19 protein-coding genes are annotated in these 20756 nt (G+C 68.9%); 5 read left to right on the forward strand and 14 right to left on the reverse strand.

All coding sequences use genetic code 11. From position 1 onward, the window contains the following. Nucleotides 1-192: 192 nt before the first annotated feature. Nucleotides 193-906 (forward strand): heparin lyase I family protein, encoded by a 714-nt coding sequence (locus ACFV15_RS25015; protein ID WP_378353015.1) that lies wholly within the window; start codon nt 193-195, stop codon nt 904-906. A gap of 182 nt (nt 907-1088) precedes the next feature. Here the strand turns inward: ACFV15_RS25015 and ACFV15_RS25020 are convergent, their stop codons facing one another. From ACFV15_RS25020 to ACFV15_RS25085, 14 genes are all read right to left on the reverse strand, one after another. Beyond that, nucleotides 1089-1439, reverse strand: coding sequence for a hypothetical protein (locus tag ACFV15_RS25020; RefSeq protein ID WP_378353016.1), 351 nt, complete (start codon nt 1437-1439; stop codon nt 1089-1091). Nucleotides 1440-1504: 65 nt separating this feature from the next. Next, on the reverse strand, nt 1505-1894 hold the full coding sequence (locus ACFV15_RS25025; RefSeq protein ID WP_378353017.1) for a hypothetical protein: 390 nt from the start codon (nt 1892-1894) through the stop codon (nt 1505-1507). 82 nt (nt 1895-1976) lie between these two features. Then, nucleotides 1977-3878 (reverse strand): AAA family ATPase, encoded by a 1902-nt coding sequence (locus ACFV15_RS25030; RefSeq protein ID WP_378353018.1) that lies wholly within the window; start codon nt 3876-3878, stop codon nt 1977-1979. Between the two features lie 32 nt (nt 3879-3910). Further along, entirely contained in the window at nt 3911-5140 is a 1230-nt protein-coding gene (locus tag ACFV15_RS25035) for a styrene monooxygenase/indole monooxygenase family protein (RefSeq protein WP_378353019.1), read from the reverse strand. Nucleotides 5141-5147: 7 nt separating this feature from the next. After that, complete coding sequence (locus tag ACFV15_RS25040; RefSeq protein WP_378353020.1) at nt 5148-5747, reverse strand: ATP/GTP-binding protein; 600 nt, start codon at nt 5745-5747, stop codon at nt 5148-5150. After that, nucleotides 5722-6063: a DUF742 domain-containing protein gene (locus ACFV15_RS25045; RefSeq protein ID WP_378353077.1), complete on the reverse strand. Its 342-nt coding sequence runs from the start codon at nt 6061-6063 to the stop codon at nt 5722-5724. The genes ACFV15_RS25040 and ACFV15_RS25045 overlap by 26 nt, the downstream gene beginning before the upstream one ends. A gap of 43 nt (nt 6064-6106) precedes the next feature. Then, a complete protein-coding gene (locus tag ACFV15_RS25050) occupies nt 6107-6535 on the reverse strand; it encodes a roadblock/LC7 domain-containing protein (protein WP_378353021.1) in 429 nt (142 codons plus the stop codon). Beyond that, nucleotides 6532-7704, reverse strand: coding sequence for a sensor histidine kinase (locus tag ACFV15_RS25055; RefSeq protein ID WP_378353022.1), 1173 nt, complete (start codon nt 7702-7704; stop codon nt 6532-6534). The genes ACFV15_RS25050 and ACFV15_RS25055 overlap by 4 nt, the downstream gene beginning before the upstream one ends. A 200-nt stretch (nt 7705-7904) precedes the next feature. After that, nucleotides 7905-9533, reverse strand: coding sequence for an acyl-CoA dehydrogenase family protein (locus ACFV15_RS25060; RefSeq protein WP_378353023.1), 1629 nt, complete (start codon nt 9531-9533; stop codon nt 7905-7907). Beyond that, nucleotides 9530-10126 (reverse strand): TetR family transcriptional regulator, encoded by a 597-nt coding sequence (locus ACFV15_RS25065; protein WP_378353024.1) that lies wholly within the window; start codon nt 10124-10126, stop codon nt 9530-9532. The genes ACFV15_RS25060 and ACFV15_RS25065 overlap by 4 nt, the downstream gene beginning before the upstream one ends. Nucleotides 10127-10306: 180 nt before the next feature. Continuing rightward, nucleotides 10307-13168 (reverse strand): helix-turn-helix domain-containing protein, encoded by a 2862-nt coding sequence (locus ACFV15_RS25070; protein WP_378353025.1) that lies wholly within the window; start codon nt 13166-13168, stop codon nt 10307-10309. 147 nt (nt 13169-13315) lie between these two features. After that, nucleotides 13316-15016: a GAF domain-containing sensor histidine kinase gene (locus ACFV15_RS25075; RefSeq protein ID WP_378353026.1), complete on the reverse strand. Its 1701-nt coding sequence runs from the start codon at nt 15014-15016 to the stop codon at nt 13316-13318. Between the two features lie 67 nt (nt 15017-15083). Next, nucleotides 15084-15737: a response regulator gene (locus ACFV15_RS25080; protein ID WP_378353027.1), complete on the reverse strand. Its 654-nt coding sequence runs from the start codon at nt 15735-15737 to the stop codon at nt 15084-15086. A gap of 64 nt (nt 15738-15801) precedes the next feature. Then, nucleotides 15802-17205 (reverse strand): alpha/beta fold hydrolase, encoded by a 1404-nt coding sequence (locus ACFV15_RS25085; protein ID WP_378353028.1) that lies wholly within the window; start codon nt 17203-17205, stop codon nt 15802-15804. A gap of 161 nt (nt 17206-17366) precedes the next feature. On the opposite strand from ACFV15_RS25085, the gene ACFV15_RS25090 reads away from it, so the two are divergent. The 4 genes from ACFV15_RS25090 to ACFV15_RS25105 all read left to right on the forward strand — a co-directional run bounded on the left by ACFV15_RS25090 (nt 17367) and on the right by ACFV15_RS25105 (nt 20635). Next, nucleotides 17367-17915: a glucosaminidase domain-containing protein gene (locus tag ACFV15_RS25090; protein ID WP_378353029.1), complete on the forward strand. Its 549-nt coding sequence runs from the start codon at nt 17367-17369 to the stop codon at nt 17913-17915. 80 nt (nt 17916-17995) lie between these two features. Continuing rightward, on the forward strand, nt 17996-18628 hold the full coding sequence (locus ACFV15_RS25095; protein WP_378353030.1) for a glycoside hydrolase family 25 protein: 633 nt from the start codon (nt 17996-17998) through the stop codon (nt 18626-18628). A gap of 83 nt (nt 18629-18711) precedes the next feature. Further along, on the forward strand, nt 18712-19860 hold the full coding sequence (locus ACFV15_RS25100; RefSeq protein WP_378353031.1) for an alpha/beta hydrolase family protein: 1149 nt from the start codon (nt 18712-18714) through the stop codon (nt 19858-19860). Nucleotides 19861-19996: 136 nt separating this feature from the next. Further along, nucleotides 19997-20635, forward strand: coding sequence for a phosphatase PAP2 family protein (locus ACFV15_RS25105; protein ID WP_378353032.1), 639 nt, complete (start codon nt 19997-19999; stop codon nt 20633-20635). Nucleotides 20636-20756: the final 121 nt, after the last annotated feature.

Genomic DNA, 20756 nt, shown 5'->3' on the forward strand with positions numbered 1-20756 from the left:
GGCCGGTTCTAACCGGCCGTACCACTCACGACCGCGTCCGTGGTCTCGGTGAGCGGTCCCCGAACCGCGACCGGCCCGGCAGGTGGTGCGGCCGAAGTGCTGCCACTCTGAGTCAACGATTCGCACACTCGTCGCCCACGCGGTATAAAAAGAACGTCCGCCGTCACGACACCCCTTGAAGGGATTGACGGCATGGACTCCAAAAACCGGCTACTGGCGCTGCCGACGGCCGCACTTCTTCTGCTCGCCTCCACCCCGGCCGCGCACGCCTCGACCATCTGGAACGGCGACGCCTCAGGCGGCACGGGCATCTTCGGCAACCTGAACTGCGACTCCCCCGGCAGCATCACCGCCGTCGACGAACCCGGCCACGGCAAGGTCTGGAAGTACAACAAACCAAACGGCAGCAACCGCTGCGAGAACCACGGCATCTCCGTCGGTGGCAAGCGCTACGTCTTCAAAGGCGGCGAGACCTACTACTTCGGCTGGCAGAGCAAGCTGTCCAGCACGGTGAACAACAACGCGAACTTCCAATGGAAGTCCTACGGGCACCACACGCAGAACTTCCCGGTGGTGCTGAAGATGATCGGCGGCAGGATGTCGATGCTGCAGAGCCAGCCCACCGGCAGCGACAAGATCATCTGGTCGGCCCCGATCACCGCGAACACCTGGCACAGCTACACCATCGGGCTGTACCTCTCGAGCGCCACCACCGGCGGCTGGGTCGAGCTGTATCTCGACGGCAAGAAGCAGACGTTCACCAACGGCACCGAGCGCTACGCCTGCCGCACGCTCGACGACATCAACGAGCCCAAGTGGGGTGTCTACGGCGCGAGCGGCACCTCGGTCACCAACTACGTCGACGCGCTCAAGGTCGGCACCACCTACGAGGACGTCGCACCATAAGTGGTCGTGAGATGTATGACCGGATCTAAACCGCCAAAACACACACCAACCCAAATAATCGGCGGGCGAGCAAAAAACCCGTCCCTCCCACCCCCCCCCCCACCCCCCCCCCCCCACCCCCGCCCGGCCCCCCCCAACTTGGGGGGTGGTGTTTTTTTTCCCCGTAAACCCGGCCATACCACTCACGACCCCTGGCCTCGGGAAGCCTTGTTGATCACGTCACCGGCGGTGTCGAGGCAGGCCGCGCAGATGACGGACTCGAGTTCTTCGCAGCGCATGCGGACGAGCGGACGGCGGAAGCCGAGGAAGGTCAGGCGTTCCCAGCGGCCGCAGTGGTCGCAAGCGGCTTCGGCGTCCGGGGACAGGCGGAGCAACGTGGTCCCGCCGGCGCTACTCCGGGCTTCGCCATCACGGACCACTGCGAGACCTGTCTCGGCGCAGTCGGCGCAGATGGGGCCTTTCGGGCCGGGTGCCCGGTGCTGGCCGGGGCTCTCGTCGCGCCCGCAGAATCGGCATCGGCCGGTCGTCACCATCACGCCAGGCTAGCCCAGCGGGGATCTTGTCCCCGCCGGGCTCTGGCCTGCTTGTGACAACGCCGTCAGAACTCGCCGTCCGTGCGCAGCTGGAGGCGGACGTTCGTGTTGGCGGTACCGTTGTTGGTCACGCAGGCGATGTAGTAGCCGGGGCCGGGGAACGTGCCGTAGCTCGTTCGGAGCTCCGCGGCCCACGAGCTCGTCAGACCGGGCGAGCCAACGATCGTGACCCCGTTGCGCTGCAGCTTGAACTTCGCGCCCTGGCCGGTGGCCGAGCCGTCGACGCGCACCTGGTAGCCGGCGTACTGCTGGACGCAGATCTGCTGGCCCGGGGTGAGCGTGCCGCCGTAGAACTGGTTGGCCGAGGCGGAACCGGCGCCCGCCAGCAGTGCCAGTGCGACGGCACCGCCCGCTGCCGCGACGGTGCCGATGCGGATGATTGTCTTGTGCGCCATGGTCTTTCTCCCTTTTCGAGTGGCTTGTTCGATGGGAGAAAGGTACGGTCGCGAACTGGTCACCCACGAGACCGTTCCACGCTCAGTCTTGGCCCAATTCCGTCCGCAACAGCTCAGTCAGCCGGGTGACACCGGCCGTCAGGTGCCTGCGGTACGTGCTCGTCGGCAGGTCGAGCAGCTCGGCGGCCCGAGCCTGCGATTCGGCGGGCTGCAGGTACGTGTGATGGAGAGCCCGGAAGCCGCGCCGGTCCTTCGGCGAGGCCGCCATCTTCGCGGCCGCCGCGCGGATCGTGTCGGCGAGCACCCGCGCGCGCTCGCGTGGCGTCTTGCCGGACATCGCCAGCGGTGACTCTGCCAGCCGGTCGTCCCTGGTGAAGTCCCGCAGCGCCTGCTTGACCGCCGCCGCGAACTCGCCCTCGCTCAACACCGTCGTCTCCGGAACCGACTCGCGGTCGGCCATCAGCGCCATCCACGCCATCGGCGGCACCTCGCGCCAGTCGTGCGCGAACATGCCGAACTCCTGGGCCTCCGGCACCGGGTGGAAGTCGGTGTACCGGAACGCCGACGCCCAGAAACCCGGATCCGCGCAGGTCACGAACACCTGCGCCAGGTCGGGCGTGGCCAGGTAGAGCCGGATCAGCACCACGGTGATGTAGGTGACGACGTCCGAGACCTGCTGGTGCCCGTCCGCCGACGTCCAGTGCCGGACCAGCAGCACCTTGCCGTCACGCAGCCTTGGCAGCACCGCGACCGCGGCCGGATCGGCACGCACGTCGGCCTCCGAGGCGGCATCAAGCGCGGGCGCGACGATCACGCCGACCGCCGTTTCCGAGTCCCTGATCACCGTGACCGACGACGGCTGGCTCGCGTACCAGCGGCTCGCGATCGCCGCGGATTCGGCGCCTTCGTGCTTCTCGATGATCGCCGCCAGCGACGGCCACTCCCCCGGCGACGGCGGCCCGCTGGTCAGTTCGGGCCCGACATCGGCCAGAAACGGCCCCAGAATCGGGTTTTCCCGGTAGAGGAAGGCGAAATCGAGCAGTGAGGCGCGCTGGGTCGCCGCGTCGGCGTCCGCGAACTGCTGCTGGTAGTACGCCCGCGCACGGCCACGGACCCGTTGGTACGCCTCGGGATTACGCCAGCGCAGCTCGGTCGCGAGCGTCTCGCGCACGAAGTCGTGCGGAAACAGCCCGCGCGGCGCGTAGTCCATAATGGACAATCCACGCAGCCAGTCGAACAGCTCGCGCGCGTTACGCAGGCCGAGCATCGCGGCCAGCAACGGCTCGGTCGTGACGAGCACCTGCGCGCTCGCCTCCAGCGCCGCGCGGTGCTCCGGCGTCGGCACCGTCCCGATGAGACTGTGCAGCAGCACCCGGAGCACTTCGGGCGTCGCCGTGGTCTCCGGCAGCCCGTCCGACTGCGCCGACACGTCGGCCAGCAACGCCAGCGCGAGCGGATGGCCATGGGTGAACGCCAGCGCCCGGCCGTGCAGTGTGTCCGGCACCCCGCGCATCCGCAACAGCTCGATGCCGTGCGACCGGTCGAGGTTCGCCAGCCGGATCGAACGGACCATGCTGAGCCAGCCCGGATCGGTGCGGAACACCACCGGCGGCGGCTCGCGCCCGCCGAGCACCACGACCGCGTCCTCGGCGAGCACCGGGAACAGCTCGTCACGCAGCCACCGCTCGACCGGCACGATCAGTTCGGCGTTGTCGACGATCAGCACGACATGGTCGTCGTCGACATCGGGAAGCTCGAGCTCACGGCCGTCGAGCCGCACCACACGCCGCCCGAGTTCTTCAGCGAGCCAGCCGAACTGCCGCAGCAGTGTCGACTTGCCGACGCCGCCGGGCCCGTGCACGAACACCACGGAACCCGGCGAGCCGGGCGTCACCAGAGAACGGAACAGCTCAAGCTCCGCCTCGCGGCCGACGAAAGCCCGTCGTCGCGCGGCGGCCAGCCGATCACCCAGCTTCGCCCGCATATCTGCAGAGGTCGGCCGGGACGGCCTCGGTGTTACCCGAACGACGCCAGGTACGCGGTCGCTTTGTCCGGATCCATGAACCAGTGCTGGAAGTCCGTCGGGTCCGAGAAACCGTTCACGAACCGCTTGGCCACGGCGGGAATTTGCGACGCGGCGCCCAAGATCTGCTGGACGTGCGGTGGCGGCGGCTGCAGCAGCGCGTTGGTCCAGTTCGTGACGTGCTGGGCGTAGGACCAGTACGAGTCGAAGGTGGCACGCATCCACGGCTCGTCGAACGGGCGGTCGCCCTGGCCGAGAATCGAGTCCAAATAGGACGCCGCGCACTTGGCCGCGTTGTTGGAGCCCTGTCCGGTGATCGGGTCGTTCGCCACGACCACGTCCGCCATCCCGAGCACGAGACCACCGGACGGCAGGGTCCCGACGGGATTGCGCACCACCGGCGTGTAGCCGCCGGCGAGCGTCGCGTTCGCGTCGGTGAGCTCGGCGTCGCGGATCCGCTCGTACTCCCACGGCAGGAACTGCTTGGCCAGCGCCTTGATGCGGTCCAGGTGCTCCTGCGGTCCCGGCCGGTCGTCGAACACGTCCAGCGGGCCGCCGGGGATGCCCTCGAAGAACAGGATGTCGCAGTTCCCGCTCAGCGTGTACGCGGGGATCATGAACAGCTCGCCGACACCGGGGATGATGTTGAACCGCACGCCCGCCTTGTCCGGATGCTCCGGCCGCGGCGCGACGCCGTGCGTGTACGCCAGCGAGAGCGCGCGCTGCGGCGAGGTGTACGGCGAAAGCTCCGGGATCCGGTCGAAGAGCTGGACCAGCTCGCCCTTGCCCGCCGCGACGATCACCAGGTCATACAGCTTCGCCAGCGCGTTCAGGTCCGAGGTCGCGACGCCGTGGAGCACGAGCTTGCCGCCACGCTCCTCGAACAGCTCGAGCCAGCCTGCCATCTTGACCCGCTGGTCGACCGACTGCGCGTACTCGTCCAGCTCGCAGAACCAGTCCAGCGCCCGGCTGCCGTCCGGCGCGGCGATCGAGACGCCGAGTCCTTCGACGTTGACCGTCTCGGATTCCCAGAGGTTCAGCTTGTGATCGCGCTCGTGCTGCAGCGAGTTGGCGAACATGCACTGCGTCGACATGACCCGCCCCGACCGGATCTCCTCCGGCGTGCGCGCCGACATCACCGTGACGTCGTAGGAGTGCCCCAGCAGGCTCAACGCCAGCTGCAACCCCGACTGCCCGGCTCCGACGATCAGTACCCTGCGCATGTTCCTCCTACGTGAAAGCGAGTTCCGGACCGGAAAGCACCGCGAGTGAGAGCGTGTGGGAAACGAGGTGCTGCAACGTCGCGACGGCCGACGCGCGGTTGCGGGCGTCGCAGGTGATCAGCGGGACGTCCGGGGAGAGCGCGAGCGCGGCACGCACCTCGTCGAGGTCGTACTCCGGCTGGCCCTCGAACTGGTTGACCGCCACGATGAACGGCAGCCGCGAGTCGTTCTCGAAGTAGTTGATCGCCGCGAACGACTGGTCGATCCGGCTGGTGTCGACCAGCACGATCGCGCCGAGCGCGCCACGCGAGAGGTCGTCCCACAGGAACCAGAAGCGGGCCTGTCCCGGCGTGCCGAACAGGTACAGCAGCAGATCGTCGTGCAGCGTGATCCGGCCGAAGTCCATCGCGACGGTGGTCGTGGTCTTGGAGCCGTTCGGCGGGATCTCGTCGATGTCCGCGCCGGCCTCGGTCATCCACGCCTCGGTGTTGAGCGGCGGCACCTCGGACACCGAGCCGACGAGCGTCGTCTTGCCGACCCCGAACCCGCCAGCCACCACGATCTTCGCCGAGATCGTCACATCAGACGGGGAGGCGCTTGAGCCCATCGAGGATCCTCTCAAGGACGTTCGTGTCGTTTTGGAACGCCGAAGCGGTCGGGTGGATGAAGACGGCGCCCTGCAGCGCGAGGTCGGACAGGAGCACCCTGACCACGCCGAGCGGCAGGTCGAGCTCGACCGAGAGCTCGGCGACCGAGGCCTGCCTGCGCGCGCCCTCGTACAGCCCGCGCGACTCCGGCATGAGCGAGTCGGCGAGCGACGGGTCGTACTGCGGCACCGAGATCAGCGTTTCGACCAGCAGCTGGTGCCGCGTCTTGGTCCGGCCGCCGGTGAGCGCGTACGCGCGGATCCGCCTGCTCCGCATGCGGAAGGGGACGTCATCGCTGGACACGGGGATCACTTTCCTTTTAAGCCTGCGGCCGACGGGCGGTGAGCACTCGCCTCAGGTCCGCGCGCACCTCGGGGGTCAGCGCGTGCCCGGCGTTGGTGACGAACTGGGTCATCTCGTAGGCGACGACCTTCATGTCGCATTCGGGCCCGGTCAGCACCGCGAGCCCGGCACCGGCGCCGATGCCCATGAACAGGAAGTACCCGTGCGTGAGCCGGATGATGATCTGCTCGCACGCCCCCTTGCCGAACAGCGTGGCACTGCTGCCCGCGAGGCTCAGCAGCCCGCTGGCGATGGCCGCGAGCTGCTCGGCGTCATCCGGCTCGACCGACTCGGAGGCGGTCAGCGGGAAACCGTCCGACGACATGATGAGCGCGTGGCTGACGCCGTGCACCTTGCGCACGAAATCATTGAGCAGCCAGCCGAAATCGGTATGCGCGACCGTCACCGTGTGTTTCCTTCTCCCTCGATTTCGGTCCGTGCCGCCTGCTCGCCCTCGCTGAACGCGCCCAGGTCCGCGAGTAGCTGGTCGTGGCCGTTGACGCCCTGCGCCGCGGGTGCCGGTTCGTCGGGCAAAGTGCGGATGCTGCGCGAGACCCGGCGTGGCAGGCCGCTCGCGGTGATGCCGCCCTCCGACGGCGCCGCGGGCCTCGGATGCGGGGTCGGCTTGGGCTTCGGGGGCTTGGGCGGCTTAGGAGGCGCCGTGGCCACCGATGCCTTGCGCGGCTTGGGTTCCGCGCGCCTGGCCTGCGCGAACACCACGGTCTGCGAGCCGGACCAGACACTCTCCGGCAGCTCGGCCATCAAGCCTGCGGGCAGCATCACCGTGGCGACCGTGCCGTTCGGCGTGCGGCGGTCGAGCCTGACCTTCATGCCGTGCCTGCCCGCGAGCCTGCCGGCCACGGCGATTCCCATGTGCCGCACGGATTCGTCGTCCAGCACCGGCGCGCCGTTCAGGCGGGCGTTGATGTCGTCGACGCGCTCGTCGGGAAGGCCGATGCCCTCGTCTTCGATGCGCAGCAGCACGCTGCCCTGCTCGGTGAGGTGCGCGCTGACGCTGACCACGGTGTTCGGCGCGGACTGGTTCGCCGCGTTGTCGAACAGTTCCGCGAGCACCCGGCTGAGATCTTCGGACGCGAAGCCGACCACACCGAGCTGCACGACCCGGCCGATGGTGATCCGCGAGTAGTGGTCGATCGACGACATCGCCGCGCGCATCACGTCGACCAGCGAGGTCGGCGCGGGCGCGGGTTCACCGGCGTCACGCCCGGCGAGCACACGGAGGTTCTCGGCGTTGCGGCGCAGGCGGGTCGCGAGGTGGTCGAGCTTGTACAGCTCGGCGAGGCGGTCCTGGTTCTGCTCGCCCGCTTCCATTTCCTCGAGCTGAGCGAGGAGCGCGTCGACCAGGTTCAGGTCGCGAAGCGCGACGCTGGAACAGATCCCGGCGAGCACGCCGTCGGATTCCTGCTGCTTGACCGGCTGCGGCGCCTCGATGACCCTCGGCGGCACACCGGGACCGTGTTTCGGGGGCGCGGTGAGGAAGGTGGCGGCGGCCACCCGCGAACGGTCCAGCAAGACCCGTGAGCGATCCAGCAACTCCCGAGCCCGTAAGGCCATGTGGCGCACTTCTTTCTGATCGCGTGTCCCATTGAGCGGTCACAGTTCTGCAACGCGCGTTATGCAAGCAGAGTCGAATACGCGCTGTCTACAACCAGCCGCCGATCAGTCGCTCAATGTGACGCCACCACACTGCCTTCGCAGCTGGTGAGAACCTCGCACTGCTCTATTCGGGCGAACTTGACCCTGTGACGAGGGTCTCAACCGTGCGTAGCCGAGCGCGCGAGGATCGCCGCGGTGTCGACGCCGGAAGGCAATGTCCCGAAGGCGATACCCCAGTCACCGTCGAGCCTCGACGCGCAGAACGCGTCGGCGACCGCGGGGTGCCCGTGCCGGTGCAGCAGGGAACCCTGCAGTACCAACGCCATCGACTCGACGATGCGCCGCGCGCGGTACTCGACGTCGGCGAAGTCGCTGAGCTGCTTGCGCAGCCGCGCGACCGCTTCGTCGAGCCTCGGGTCGGCGCCGGAGGCCAGCTCGACCTCGCCGAAGAACGCCTCGACGGACTCGGGCTGTTTCGCCATGGCACGCAAGGAATCCAGCGCCGCGACGTTGCCGGAGCCCTCCCAGATCGACGGCAGCGGCGACTCGCGGTACAGCCTCGGCATCCCGGACTCTTCGACGTAACCGTTGCCGCCCAGGCATTCCAGCGCCTCGGCCGCGTGCGCGGGCGCCCGCTTGCAGACCCAGTACTTGCTCACCGCGAGCCCGAGACGGCGGAACATGGCCTCGGCCTCGTCGCCCGCCATGGCGCGGTCGGTGGCACCGGCGAGCCGCATCCCGACGACGGTCGCGGCCTCTGCCTCGACGGCGAGGTCGGCGAGCACGTTGCGCATCAACGGCTGATCGATCAGCTTCGCGCCGAACGCGCTGCGATGCGTGGCGTGATGCTGCGCCTGCGCGACGCCCATCCGCATGCCCGCCGCCGACGAGATCGCGCAGTCGAGCCTGGTCAGGTTGACCATCTGGATGATCGTCGGCACGCCCCGGCCCTCTTCGCCGACCAGCCAGCCGTGCGCGCCCTCGTACTCGATCTCCGACGACGCGTTGGACCGGTTCCCGAGCTTGTCCTTCAAGCGCTGCAAGCGAATCGCGTTACGCGTGCCGTCGGGCAGCACGCGAGGGACGAAGAAGCACGAAAGCCCACCGGGTGCCTGCGCGAGCGTGAGGAACAGGTCGGACATCGGCGCGGAGGTGAACCACTTGTGCCCGGTCAGCACGTACGACCCGTCGCCGGTCGGCGTCGCGGTGGTCGTGTTGGCCCGGACGTCCGAGCCGCCCTGCTTCTCGGTCATCGACATGCCCGCGATCAAGCCCTTTTTGCTACTGGGCACGCGCAAGCCGTAGTCGTAGACGGGCGAGGACAACAGCGGCTCGTACGTTTTCGCGAGTTCGGCGTTGGCCCGCAGCGCGGGCACGGCCGCGTACGTCATCGAGATCGGGCAGAGGTGACCGGCGTCGGTCTGGCCCCACACGAACAACTTCGCCGCCCTGGCGACGTGCGCTCCCGCCCGGTTCTCGCGCCACGGCGCCGCGTGGACGCCGTGCTCGACGGCGACCTTCATCAGGTCATGCCAGTGCGGATGGAACTCGACCTCATCGATCCGGTGCCCGTAGCGGTCGTGCGTGTGCAGGATCGGGTGGTTGCGCTCGACGAGCCTCGCCCACTCCTGCGCCTGCTCGCCGCCCGCGAGCTTCCCCAGTTCACGCAGCTCGGGTCCGGCCCAGCCCGCGCCCTCGCGCTCGAGCCCTTCGAGCAGCGGCGCGTACGCGGCGACGTCGTGATCGCGCAGCGGCGGGACCTGGTTGGTGACCTCGTGCGTCGTCATGCGGAGCCTCCCAGAGCTCGGAGCGTGAACTGGACCAGCGCCGGCACGGTGTCCGGGCTCGCCGCGCCGTCGACCAGCGGCCCGACGAGCGCCTCGGCACCGGCGCCGACCAGTGCGGCGGCGGTCAGCTGTGGATCCTGTGGCGGCAGCACGCCTTGCCCGACGGCCTCGGCGATGCGCTCGGCGAACACGTCACGGAACGCGCGCCGGAAGATCAGCCGTTGCGCGTCGACGGCGGGATCGGCGGGCTCGGCGAGCAGCGCGTACGCGAGCCGCGGCGCCTTCAAAGCACGCCCCGCGAACGTCTCGATCACGGCCACCACGCGATCGACGAGCTCACCTTCCTGCGAGGCCTCGACGACCGCGGCGACCTCACGGGCACAGACGGTCCGGAACAGCTCGACGGCCAGCTCGGCCTTGTTCTCGAAATGCTGGTACATGCTGCCGGTCGCGATACCGGCCTTCGCGGCGACGGCCGCCATGGAACACCCGGCGTAGCCCTGCTCGGCCAGCAACTCGATGGCGGCGTTGAGCACGCTCGCGCGCTGGGCGTCCATCCTGGCCTGCACGGCAGGCGTCCTCCGGTACGGCACTCAAGAAGTGAAGCACTGATTCAGCGCTTCAGCAAGGGTCGCCACCGGAGGTCGTGAGTGGCGCGGCCGGTGGTTGAGGGGAAAGCCAAATGCGGCGTGCCTCCAGGGCAGCCGAGTGAGGGCCTCCCTCACCCGAGCCGAGTCCACACCACCTTTGCGTTTCCCACCCTTGATGGGCGATCAGCAGGGGCGCTCGTAAGCCACGTCCGGGAAGTACCGGTCCCACTGCTCCTCGGTGATCGGCGTCCGGACGTGCTCGCAGGCGTGGTCTATCGCCTGCTGGAAGTCGGTGTCGAGCAGCCGCGTCGTGTTGTCCCAGCTGCCGGTGGCCAGCGTGCGCCCGTCCGGGCTGAACACCGCCGTGCTCACCGCGTCGGTGTGGCTGGAGAGCGTGACCAGGCCGACCGGGTGCCGCGGATCGGAGACGTCCCAGAGCTTCACGGCGCGGTCGTCGCCTGCGGAGACCAGTGTGTGCCCGTCGGGACTGAACGCGACCGCGTAGATCCCGTCGGCATGACCGGTCAGGGTGGCCAGTGCGGCCGGGTGGCGGGGATCGCTGACGTCCCAGAGCCGCACGGTCTGGTCGTCACCGGCGGTCGCCAGCACACGCCCGGCTGGACTGAACGACACCGCCGCGATCACCTGGGTATGGCCCGTGATCGTCGCCAGCTGGACCGGGTTGCGGAGATCGGAGACGTCCCACAACCACACGGCGCGGTCCTTGCCGCCCGCGGCGAGAATGGTCCCGTCGGCGCTGAAAACCGCCTTGGCCAGAGAGTCGTGGGAACCGGTGAGCGTGGCCAAACCGGAGGGGTGGCGCGGGTCCGCGACATCCCACAGCCTGACCGTGTGGTCGATGCTGGCCGACGCCAGCGTCCGGCCGTCGGGGCTGAAGGACACCGATTGGATGCCTTCGGTGTGCCCGGTCAGCGTGGCCACGAGTGCCGGATGCGCGGTGTCGGTGACATCCCACAGCCGCACGGTGCGGTCGAAGCCAGCGGAGGCCAGTGTGCGGCCGTCCGGGCTGAACACCACCGAGTAGATCTCCGCGGCGTGCCCGGCCATCGTGGTGATCGGTGCCGGATGCCGGGGATCCGCGACGTTCCACAGCCGCACGGTGTGGTCGTCGTCGCCGGTGGCCAGCGTGCGCCGGTCGGGGCTGAACGCCACCGTGAGCACTTCGCTCGGGTGGGTCACCACCGCGAGCGGCACGGTGCTGAGCAGGCTCTCGCGGGTCCGGGTGGTGGGTGCCATCTTGTGGGCGGCCAAGCTGAGCTGGACCGCCAGTTCCGGGTCGCTGGGATAGAGCGTGACGGCTTCGCTGGCGACGATCTGCGCACGGGCCGCGTTGCGTTCGGTCGTGGCGGTGCGCTGGGCGCGCACCGCGAAGACCGTCGCGGTGACGGCGACCAGTGAGACGACGCTGAGCAGCGCGACCAGCTGACGGAGCCGCCTGCTGGTCTTGATCTCGACGGTCCGGCTGGCCTGCAAGAACTTGCGTTCGCGCGGCGTCAGCGCGGTGTCGTTGCGGGTCGCCCAGTCGAGTGCCCTGGTCAGCCGGGTGCCCCGGTACAGCGCGCCCGCGTCACCGCCGAGCGACTCCCAGGTGTCCGTCGCGTCGGTGAGTTGGCGGTGCAGCCGCAGGCCTTCGCGGTCGTCATCGAGCCAGCCACGCAGTCGCGGCCAGTGCCGGATGAGCGCTTCGTGCGCCACTTCGACGTACTCGTGGTCGAGCGTGAGCAGGCGGGCTCGCGCGAGGCGGTCGACCACGGCGTCGGTGTCCTCGTCGGTGCCGAGTTCGCGCCGCGAGACCCGCCGCCGGGTGTCCGGGGCGCCGTCGCCGGGTGCGGTCAGCCGCAGGAAGAGATGGCGGACGGCCGTCTGCCTCGCCGGGCTGAGGCCTTCGTAAACCTCTTCGGCGGTACGCGACACCGCGTGCTGGATACCGCCGGTCTTGTCGTAGCCGGCCAGTGTGAGCGTCATCCCGCTGCGGCTCCGCCACGTCTGCAGCAAGGCGTGCGACAACAGCGGCAGCACGCCGGCGTGCCCGGTCGCTTCGGCGACCAGCCTGGTCACCAGCGCCGTCTCCACCGCGCAGTCCGCCGCGGCGGCGGGCCGGGTGATGGCTTCGCGGAGTTCGTCGGGGCTCATCGGCCCGATCAGGACCTGGGCGTCGCGCAGCGCGGCGACCAGCGACGGGTGCCTGCCGCAGTGACCGTAGAAGTCGGCGCGGACGCCCAGCACCACGCGCGTCCGGCTGGTCGCCGAGGTGGCCGCCAGCACCAGCGCGTCGATGAACCATTCCCGTTCAGCGGAATCCTCGCAGAGGGAAAAGACCTCTTCGAACTGGTCGACGACCACGAGCAATTCGGTGTCGCCGCCCAGTCCGGCCATCGCCTGCCGGATACGCAAATGCAGGTTCTCCGGCTCGAGCGCCAGTTCGGCACGCAGTTCCGGAACGGATTCGCCGACGAGCTCGGCGAGCCGGACCGCGCATTCCTCGATCGGGTGGGCACCGGGCGTGAACACCAGCACCCGCCGATTCGGGTCGTCCTTGCGCATGCGCCTGACCAGTCCCGCGCGCAGCACCGACGACTTGCCCACTCCGGAGGCGCCGAAGACGCCCACGAACCGTTGCTCTTGGACCCGTTTCACCACATCGGCGACCACGGTGTCCCTGCCGAAGAACCGGTCCGCGTCGTCGACGTCGAAGCACGCCAGCCCGGCGTACGGGGCGGCCGAACCCGCGATATCGGCCGGCAGTCCCGGGGACGGGGACAATTCCGCCGAGAGCCCGCGCCACCGCGCTTCCCATTCCGCGCGATCGCCGTCACAGGCGTCGACAAAAGCGAGCGTGACCGCCAGACTGGGCAGCTTACGGCCCGCGGCCGCTTCGGACAGTGACGCGGCCGAGTAGTGCGCACGAGCGCTGAGCTGCCGGTAAGTCGGTTTACCCGCCTTCTCCCGCAGCCGTCTCAGATCCTCGGCGAACCACGCCAGCGCGCTGTCATCGCCCTCGATCGGGCGCTCGGGCCGTGGCACTTCAATCCCCTTTCCCGGCCGCTCATTGTTCAGACTCTGTTGATCAGCGTCCAGCTCTCGGCGCTGAACAACCTACCTGCCGTAGAAAGGAATCGTTCGCCGGTTCGTTCACTCTGAGGGGTGTGGACGACCCGGCAACCACTTGCTTCACCGCAACGGGGCTGTCCATTCCAGGTGCGCGCCTCCCGGCCGCCCGTGGCTGAGCACGAACCGCCCACCGGCGGACTCCGCCCGCTCCAGCAGGTTCCGCAGGCCGCGATGCTCGGCGTCGGCCGGGATGCCGATCCCGTCGTCACCGACCGCGATCCGGAGCTCGTCACCCCGCACGCCGATGTTCACCATCAGGTTCGACGCCCGCGCGTGCCGCACGACGTTGCCTACCGCCTCGCGCACCACGGCCTCGACGTGCTTGGCGAGCACGGGTGCGAGCGTGTCGAGCGTCCCGGCCATGCTCACCGTCGGATGCAGCGAGGAGTCGTCGGTCAGCTCGGCGATGATGTCGTGCAGCCGGTTGCGCAGGCGCAGCCCGGTCTGCCCGCCGTGCAGGTCGAAGATCGCGGTCCTGATCTCGTGGACGATCTCGTGCATCTGGTCGATACTCTCGCCGAGCTGGTGCCGCAGCTCGGGTGACTTCATCCGCCGATGCGTGCTCTGCATCGCGAGCCCGACCGCGAACAGCCGCTGGATCACGTGATCATGCAGGTCACGCGCGATGCGGTCACGGTCGGCCAGCACGTCCAGCTCCCGTGCGGCACGCTGCTGGGCCGCCAGCCGCAACGCCAGGGCCGCCTGATCGGCGAACGAGGCCACGACCGGCAGCTGCTGCGAGCCGAACGCGGACGCGCCCGCCTCGCGTGCCGCCATCAGCACCCCGGAGGTCCGCTCCCCCGCTCGCAACGGCACCAGCAGCGTCGGCCCGAAGACGACGCCGTCCGGCAAGGTCAGCTCGGACACCTCACGCGGCGTCCGGTCCCGGTACACCGCGCCGGGCACCGACGACGCGACGTCGATCCGGACGCCGGACAGCTCAGCCGCCCCCGCGCAGACGGTGATCGTGAGCTCCTCGGCCTCGGCGTCCTCGTCCAGCCAGGAGTCGGAGAGCGCGAGGATCGTGACGTGCGAGCCGGTGAGTTCGAGCGCGCGGCCCGCGATGAGGTTCAGCGCGTCGGCCGGGTCGGTGCCCGCCAGCAGCTCGGTGGTCACCTCGCTGGTGGCGCCCAGCCACTGCTGCCGGATCCGCGCCTGCTGATAGAGGTGCGCGTTCTCGATGGCGATGCCCGCCGCAGCGGCCAGCGCCTGTACGACCACCTCGTCGTCTTCGGTGAACTGTCCGCCGTTCTTCTTCTCGGTCAGATAAAGATTGCCGAAGACCTCATCGCGCACCCGCACTGGCACGCCGAGGAAGGAGTGCATCGGCGGATGGTGCGGCGGGAAGCCGACCGAGGCGGGATGACTCGCGATATCGGTGAGCCGTAACGGTTTGACCTCGTCGAACACCAGCCCGAGCAGGCCGTGCCCCTCCGGGAGGTGCCCGATCAGCTCGGCCGTGCCGCCGTCGATGCCGAGATTGACGAACTCGGCGAGCGAACCGTTCCCCGCCAGCACGCCGAGTGCCCCGTAGCGTGCCTCGCCGAGGTCGATCGCGGCCCGCACGATGCGCCGGAGCGTCGTGTCGAGCTCGAGCCCGGAAGCCACCGCCAGCACCGCGTCGAGCAGGCCGTCCATCTTGTCGCGGGTGCCGATCAGCAGCTCGACGCGTTCCTGCAGATCACGCAGCACCTCACGCACCCGGAGTTGCGAAAACGTGCCCGCCAGACGTCGCGCGCCATCGGGTTCCGACCCGGCCATTTCGCCAACCCCTTCACCCCCGGCATTGCCAGTGTGCAGCGAAATGCGGGTGAACGGGAGTGCCGGATCAGGTTTCCATGTCCGCGTCGTGCTGGCCGCGCAGTTCGGTCGCGAGCACCGCGGCCTGGGTTCGGCGCTGCATCCCGAGTTTCGTGAGCATCCGGGAGACGTAGTTCTTGACCGTCTTCTCGGCCAGGAACATGCGTTCCGCGATCTGCCGGTTGGTCAGTCCCTCCCCGATCAGCTCCAGCAACGTGCGTTCCTGGTCGGTGAGCTGGGAAAGCGGCCCTTTCTTCTGGCCGCCTTCACGCAGCTTCTCCATCAGCATCGCGGCCGCCCGGGTGTCGAGCAGCGAGCGCCCGGCGCCGACCTCGTGCACGGCCGAGATCAGGTCCATCCCCCTGATGTCCTTGATGACGTACCCGCTCGCGCCCGCCATCACCGCGTCGAGCATGGCCTGCTCGTCGGTGTAGGACGTGAGCATCAGGCATTTCACGCCGGGCAGCTTCGACAGGAGCTCGCGGGCGAGCTCGATGCCGTTGCCGTCCGGCAGCCGGACGTCGAGCACCACGACGTCCGGCCGTAACGCCGGAATCCGGGCCAGTGCTTGGGAAACGCTCCCCGCCTGGCCCACGACGGTCAGCCCGTCGTCTTCGTCCAGCAGGTTCGAAACCCCGCGCCGGACCACCTCATGGTCGTCGACCAGGAACACCCGGAGCATCGCACTCTCCCGACGGGTTTGAGGTGACGAGCGTACGACCTGCCCGGCGTGATGACCAAGGTGCTCAGTCCCGCGCGAGCACTTCGGCGAGCCGCTCGGCGAACTCGGTCGCGTGCGGCGGGGCGTACCCGATGTGGTCACCGGGGAAATCGAGCACCTCGGAGCCGAATCGTTCCGCCAGCACGACATTCGGCTGATAGGGCATGTACTCCTTGGACTCCTGCCCGCCAGCGAGCACGATCCGGTCCTTCAGCGCGTCCAACGTTTCGAGGTCGGGCACCAGGCTGGGGTACACCAGCAGTTCGTGCCGCGCCCAGAAGTGCATGTTGGCGCTCATCCTGGCCATCATCTCCTTGACCGCCTGCGGAACCTCGGCCTCGGCGGGCGCCTGCCGCTGCGTCATGCCCATCGCGGCGACGAACTTCCGCATCGCGGGTGCGAGGCCTTCCGCCTGGTAGAGGTCGTGGACGTCCTGGAAGACGGCCAGCCACTTGTCACCGTCCGGGAGCAGCGGCGCGAGTGGCGGTTCGTGCGCGACCACCGTCTTGACCCGGTCCGGGTGCCTGGCGAACAGGTGCAGCGCGACGATCGCTCCCGAGCTGCTGCCGAACACGTACGCGGGCTGGTCGGTGTGCTCGTCCAGCAGGCCGAGCGCGTCCTCGACATCGACCTCCAGCCGCTTCGCCTCGTCGGGTTCGCCGTCGAGCGGGCTGCGCGAGAAGCCGCGCCGGTCATAGGTGACGGTGGTGAAGCGATCGGCCAGGTGGTGGGCGACGTGGCTGTACGGCCCGGCGTCCCCGTTGCCGCCGGGAATGAACAGCAGCACCGGGCCGCTGCCTCGTGACTCGTGGTAGATCCCGTTCATGTGGTTCCCCCTTGGTTCCGGCAGACCGGCCGCGAGCAGGCACAACGCCGCCCGCAGTTCCGGCCAGAGTGGTATCGGCGGGTCCGCGTGCAGCCAGCGTTCGGTCGCCACGTGCTGCGCGGCACCGACCGCGCTCGCGACCAGCCGGGGATAGAGATCACGACCGGCGTCGGTGCCGGTGCGCGTGGCGACGGCCTTCGCGAAGGCGTTCTCCGCGGCGAAGGTCGCCTTGATCATCTCCGTCTGCAACGCGGGTTCGGCCAGCACCGCGCGCAGCGAGGCGAGCAGCTCGGTGCTGCGTTCACCCTGCTCCCCCATGATCGCGGCCAGCACGTGCTCGATGGCCTCCCACAGCGGTTCGGCCGCGGGCCGGTCGAGCAGCGCGGCGGCGGCCTCGACCATGCGGTCGAAGTGCCGGGCGGTGAGCGCCTCGTACTTGCTGGAGAAGTAGTTGCGGAAGGTCCGCTCGGACACACCCGCTTCGGCGGCGATGTCCTCGGCGCGCACGTTCTCCAGCCCGCGTTCCAGCGCGAGGTTCAACGCCGCCAGGCTCAGTGCCTGCCGGGTGGCCACCTTCTTGCGTTCACGCAGTCCCTCGCTCACGGCATCGAGGGTACAGAACTTTGCCGGTTCGGCAAGATTGCCGAACCGGCAACATTTTGACTGTCACCGGTTCGGGGCAAGCGGTCGACCGGACGGGTGACTCCCGAGTCGCGTGATCAACTTCGAGCGGTCAGGCTCCCGTGAAAAACGGAAACGGGTCTATGCGCACACTTCTTCCGCTCCTTGTACTGGTGCTGCTCGGCGGCACCCTGTCCACCCCGGCCGAGGCCGCCGACGTGCTCGTCGTCGACCCGGCGACGGCGACCGCCTTCATCGATTCCGCCGGTCCGGCCGCCCAGCGCGGCAAGGCCGACTACGGCGTGCCAGCGTCGGTCACCGTCGCGCAGTCGATCCTCGAATCGGGCTGGGGCCGCTCGGCGGTGAACAACAACTACTTCGGCATCAAGTGCGGCTCATCGGGGCCAGGCCCGATCGCACTCGGCTGCGCCGACTTCATCACCCTCGAATGCTGCCCGGTCCACGAGGTGCTCGCGTCGTTCCGTACCTACGCGTCCATGGAGGACTCGTTCCGCGACCACGGGCTCTTCCTCGCCAGCCGCGCGCGCTACGCGAAGGCGTTCGCCTACCCCGACGACCCGAACCAGTTCATCCGCGAGGTGCACGCCGCCGGTTACGCCACCGACCCCGGCTACTCGGACAAGGTCATCGGCCTGATGCAGAAGTACGGTCTCTACCGCTTCGACGGCTGAGCGTCGGGTTTCCGCCTCCACACGGTGACACATCCGGTTCCTTGTGATACTGGGAGTGATACCGGCGGAAGGATCCGGCAGTGACGGACTACGGCATCGACGTATCGCACTGGAACAACGTCTTCGACTGGTACGCCGTCAGCGACGACGGCATCGGCTTCGCCAGCCTCAAGCTCACCGAAGGCACCGGCTGGGTCGACAACACCAGCGGCGACCGGGTGCCCGCCGCGCTCGACGCGGGCGTCGTGCCCGGCGGCTACCACTTCGCGAGACCGGGCGACATCGGCGCGCAGGTCGACCACTTCGTCGGCGAGCTCGACTCGGCGGGCCTGCTCACACCAGGCTGCCTCGCGCCGATGCTCGACATGGAGGACGCGACACTGCGCCCGTACGCCGACGATTACATCGCCGAGTTCATCGAGCTGATGCGTGATCGCACCGAGGTCAGCCGCATCCTGGTGTACGCGAACCTCGACTGGTTCACGCGCGTGCTGCGGCCGGATTACTGGGCCGACGACGAAGTCCGCCTCTGGATCGCCCGCTACAACGGCGATCCCGGCAATCCCGGCTGGGAACATCCTTTGCTGGCGGTACATCAGCACACCCAGACCGGCAAAGTCAGTGGCGTGGCAGGCAATGTGGACCGCAACGCGACCATCGGCGACTTCGTCATCGACGACCTGCTCGTCGAGGAATACGAGTACGAGGACTAGCCCGGCGGTCAACCCCGGATCAACCGGCCACTCCAACCCCGGCTGCACGACGCGACCCCCATCCCCGCGCCAAGCTCTCCACCATGTTCCGCGAAATCACCGCACTGGCCGTAGCGACGCTCCTGACCACATCGGGCGTCGCACAGGCAAGCGACAAGTACACCCTCGACCTGCCACCGCCGACGGGCCCCGGCAAAGTCGGCACCACGGCGCTCCACCTCGAGGATCCCTCGAGACAAGACCCGTGGAACCCGGCGGTCCACAGGGAACTGATGGTCTCGGTGTACTACCCCGCCTCCGACACCCGAGGGCGGGCAGTCGCACCGCAGTTCACTCCTGGAGCCGCCGAGAGGTTCGAGGCGTTCGACACCGTCTACCTGCACCCTCAGCTACCGCAGGGCAAGGTCGATTGGGGCGCCACCAAAACCCACTCCTACCTCGACGCGCCCGCGCAACGCTCCAAGCACCCGGTCATCCTCTACACGCCCGGCGGAGCGGAACCCCGGACGCTGGGCAGCGGGATCGCCGAGGATCTGGCGAGCAGAGGGTTCGTGGTGGTGACCATGGATCACACCGGCGAGGCGAGCGAAGTCGAGTTCCCCGATGGGGTCCGGCCGATTCAGCTGCCGCCGGATCCCGCCGAGTTCCCGCAGACCATCCGGAAGTCGGTCGACGCGCGCGTGGCGGACACCAAGTTCGTGCTCGACCAACTCGAACGGCTCGCCGGCGGCACGAACCCGGACGTGGACGGGAAACCGTTGCCCGCCAACCTGAGCCGGGCCCTGGACCTGCGGCGGATCGGGATGTACGGGCACTCACTCGGTGGGGGCGTAGCGGTCAAGACCACGTACGAGGACCGGCGCATCGACGCCACCGTCAGCATGGAGAGCTACCTCAGCTACTGGCCCGCCCCCCAAGGCCAGCCGCGCGAGATCTTCCCGGTCGCGCAGCAGGGAACCAAGCGGCCGCTGCTGCTCTTGACCTCCGAACGCGGTCAGGACGACGACATGCGCAGCGACTGGGCACACCTGCTCGCCTCCGGCCAAGCCCGGCGCGTGCATTACGACGACGCCGCCCACTACGTCTTCACCGACTACGGCCCGATGGCCCGGCAATTGCACCGAGCCGGGCTCATGACCACCGACGGCCTGGCCGCGCTGGTGGGCACGGCCGACCACACCCGCGCGATCCGAGGGGCGATCGCCGACTTCTTCACCTGCGCACTCCGCTGACCGACTGGGGTCGTGAGTGGTACGGCCGGTTCTCACCGGTCTAAACACTCACGACCCCGAGTAAGCCATGGCCGAAGGGCAGCGGTCTGCGGCAGGTCCCCTATCGTGGCGGTGATCGTCAAGGAGACCAGCAGCCATGAGCCAGACCCTGTCCACCGACCGCACCACGAACCCGGGCAGGCGAGCCGTCGCCCGTCTGGCGACCGAAGTACTGGCCCCTTGGGTTTGGGTTCTCGGCCTTCCGCTCGTCGTCGCCTGGGAGGTCACCGGCCATCACCTCGGCGAGACCCTGCTGTGGGGGCTCATCACCGGGGTGACCGGGTCGCTCATCCCGATGGCCGTGATCGTGCACGGCGCCCGTCAAGGCAAGTGGGACAGCCACCACGTCACCGATCGCGCCGGGCGGGTCATCCCGTTCGCCGCCTGCATCAGTTCGCTCGCGGGCGGCATCGTGCTGCTGGTCATCGGGAATGCCCCGCACGAGATGGTCTCGCTCGCGGGCGCGGAAATGGCCTGCCTGTTCGCCTCGGTCGCGATCACCTTCGCGCTGAAGTTCAAGATCTCGATGCACGCGGTCGTCGCCGCGGGCGCGACCGTCATGCTCGTGTTCGTCTATGGTCCGCTGCTGCTTCTGCTCATCCCGCTTGTCGCCTGGGTCTGCTGGTCGCGAGTCGAACTCGACGACCACACGACGGCCCAGGTCATCAGCGGCGCGGTGCTGGGTGCGGTGCTCGGCGGGGCGGTCTACCTGGTGCTGGACGCCGCACTCCGCTGACCAGGGGTGGGGGGGGGGGGGTGGGGGGGTGATAGAGGCCAGAGAGAACCAAAACCCCCCCAAAAAGCCGGGGCCCGGGGGGGGGCGGGGGGGGGGGGAGGGTGTGGTGTGTGTGATGAAG

Source organism: Amycolatopsis sp. NPDC059657 (genome assembly GCF_042734395.1).
GTDB lineage: Bacteria > Actinomycetota > Actinomycetes > Mycobacteriales > Pseudonocardiaceae > Amycolatopsis.

Bases quoted from the DNA above. Each gene is read 5' to 3' on its own strand.
- ACFV15_RS25015 (WP_378353015.1), top strand. From the start codon at position 193: ATGGACTCCAAAAACCGGCTACTGGCGCTGCCGACGGCCGCACTTCTT.
- ACFV15_RS25020 (WP_378353016.1), bottom strand. From the start codon at position 1,439: ATGGTGACGACCGGCCGATGCCGATTCTGCGGGCGCGACGAGAGCCCC.
- ACFV15_RS25025 (WP_378353017.1), bottom strand. From the start codon at position 1,894: ATGGCGCACAAGACAATCATCCGCATCGGCACCGTCGCGGCAGCGGGC.
- ACFV15_RS25030 (WP_378353018.1), bottom strand. From the start codon at position 3,878: ATGCGGGCGAAGCTGGGTGATCGGCTGGCCGCCGCGCGACGACGGGCT.
- ACFV15_RS25035 (WP_378353019.1), bottom strand. From the start codon at position 5,140: ATGCGCAGGGTACTGATCGTCGGAGCCGGGCAGTCGGGGTTGCAGCTG.
- ACFV15_RS25040 (WP_378353020.1), bottom strand. From the start codon at position 5,747: ATGGGCTCAAGCGCCTCCCCGTCTGATGTGACGATCTCGGCGAAGATC.
- ACFV15_RS25045 (WP_378353077.1), bottom strand. From the start codon at position 6,063: ATGCGGAGCAGGCGGATCCGCGCGTACGCGCTCACCGGCGGCCGGACC.
- ACFV15_RS25055 (WP_378353022.1), bottom strand. From the start codon at position 7,704: ATGGCCTTACGGGCTCGGGAGTTGCTGGATCGCTCACGGGTCTTGCTG.
- ACFV15_RS25060 (WP_378353023.1), bottom strand. From the start codon at position 9,533: ATGACGACGCACGAGGTCACCAACCAGGTCCCGCCGCTGCGCGATCAC.
- ACFV15_RS25075 (WP_378353026.1), bottom strand. From the start codon at position 15,016: ATGGCCGGGTCGGAACCCGATGGCGCGCGACGTCTGGCGGGCACGTTT.
- ACFV15_RS25080 (WP_378353027.1), bottom strand. From the start codon at position 15,737: ATGCTCCGGGTGTTCCTGGTCGACGACCATGAGGTGGTCCGGCGCGGG.
- ACFV15_RS25090 (WP_378353029.1), top strand. From the start codon at position 17,367: ATGCGCACACTTCTTCCGCTCCTTGTACTGGTGCTGCTCGGCGGCACC.
- ACFV15_RS25100 (WP_378353031.1), top strand. From the start codon at position 18,712: ATGTTCCGCGAAATCACCGCACTGGCCGTAGCGACGCTCCTGACCACA.
- ACFV15_RS25105 (WP_378353032.1), top strand. From the start codon at position 19,997: ATGAGCCAGACCCTGTCCACCGACCGCACCACGAACCCGGGCAGGCGA.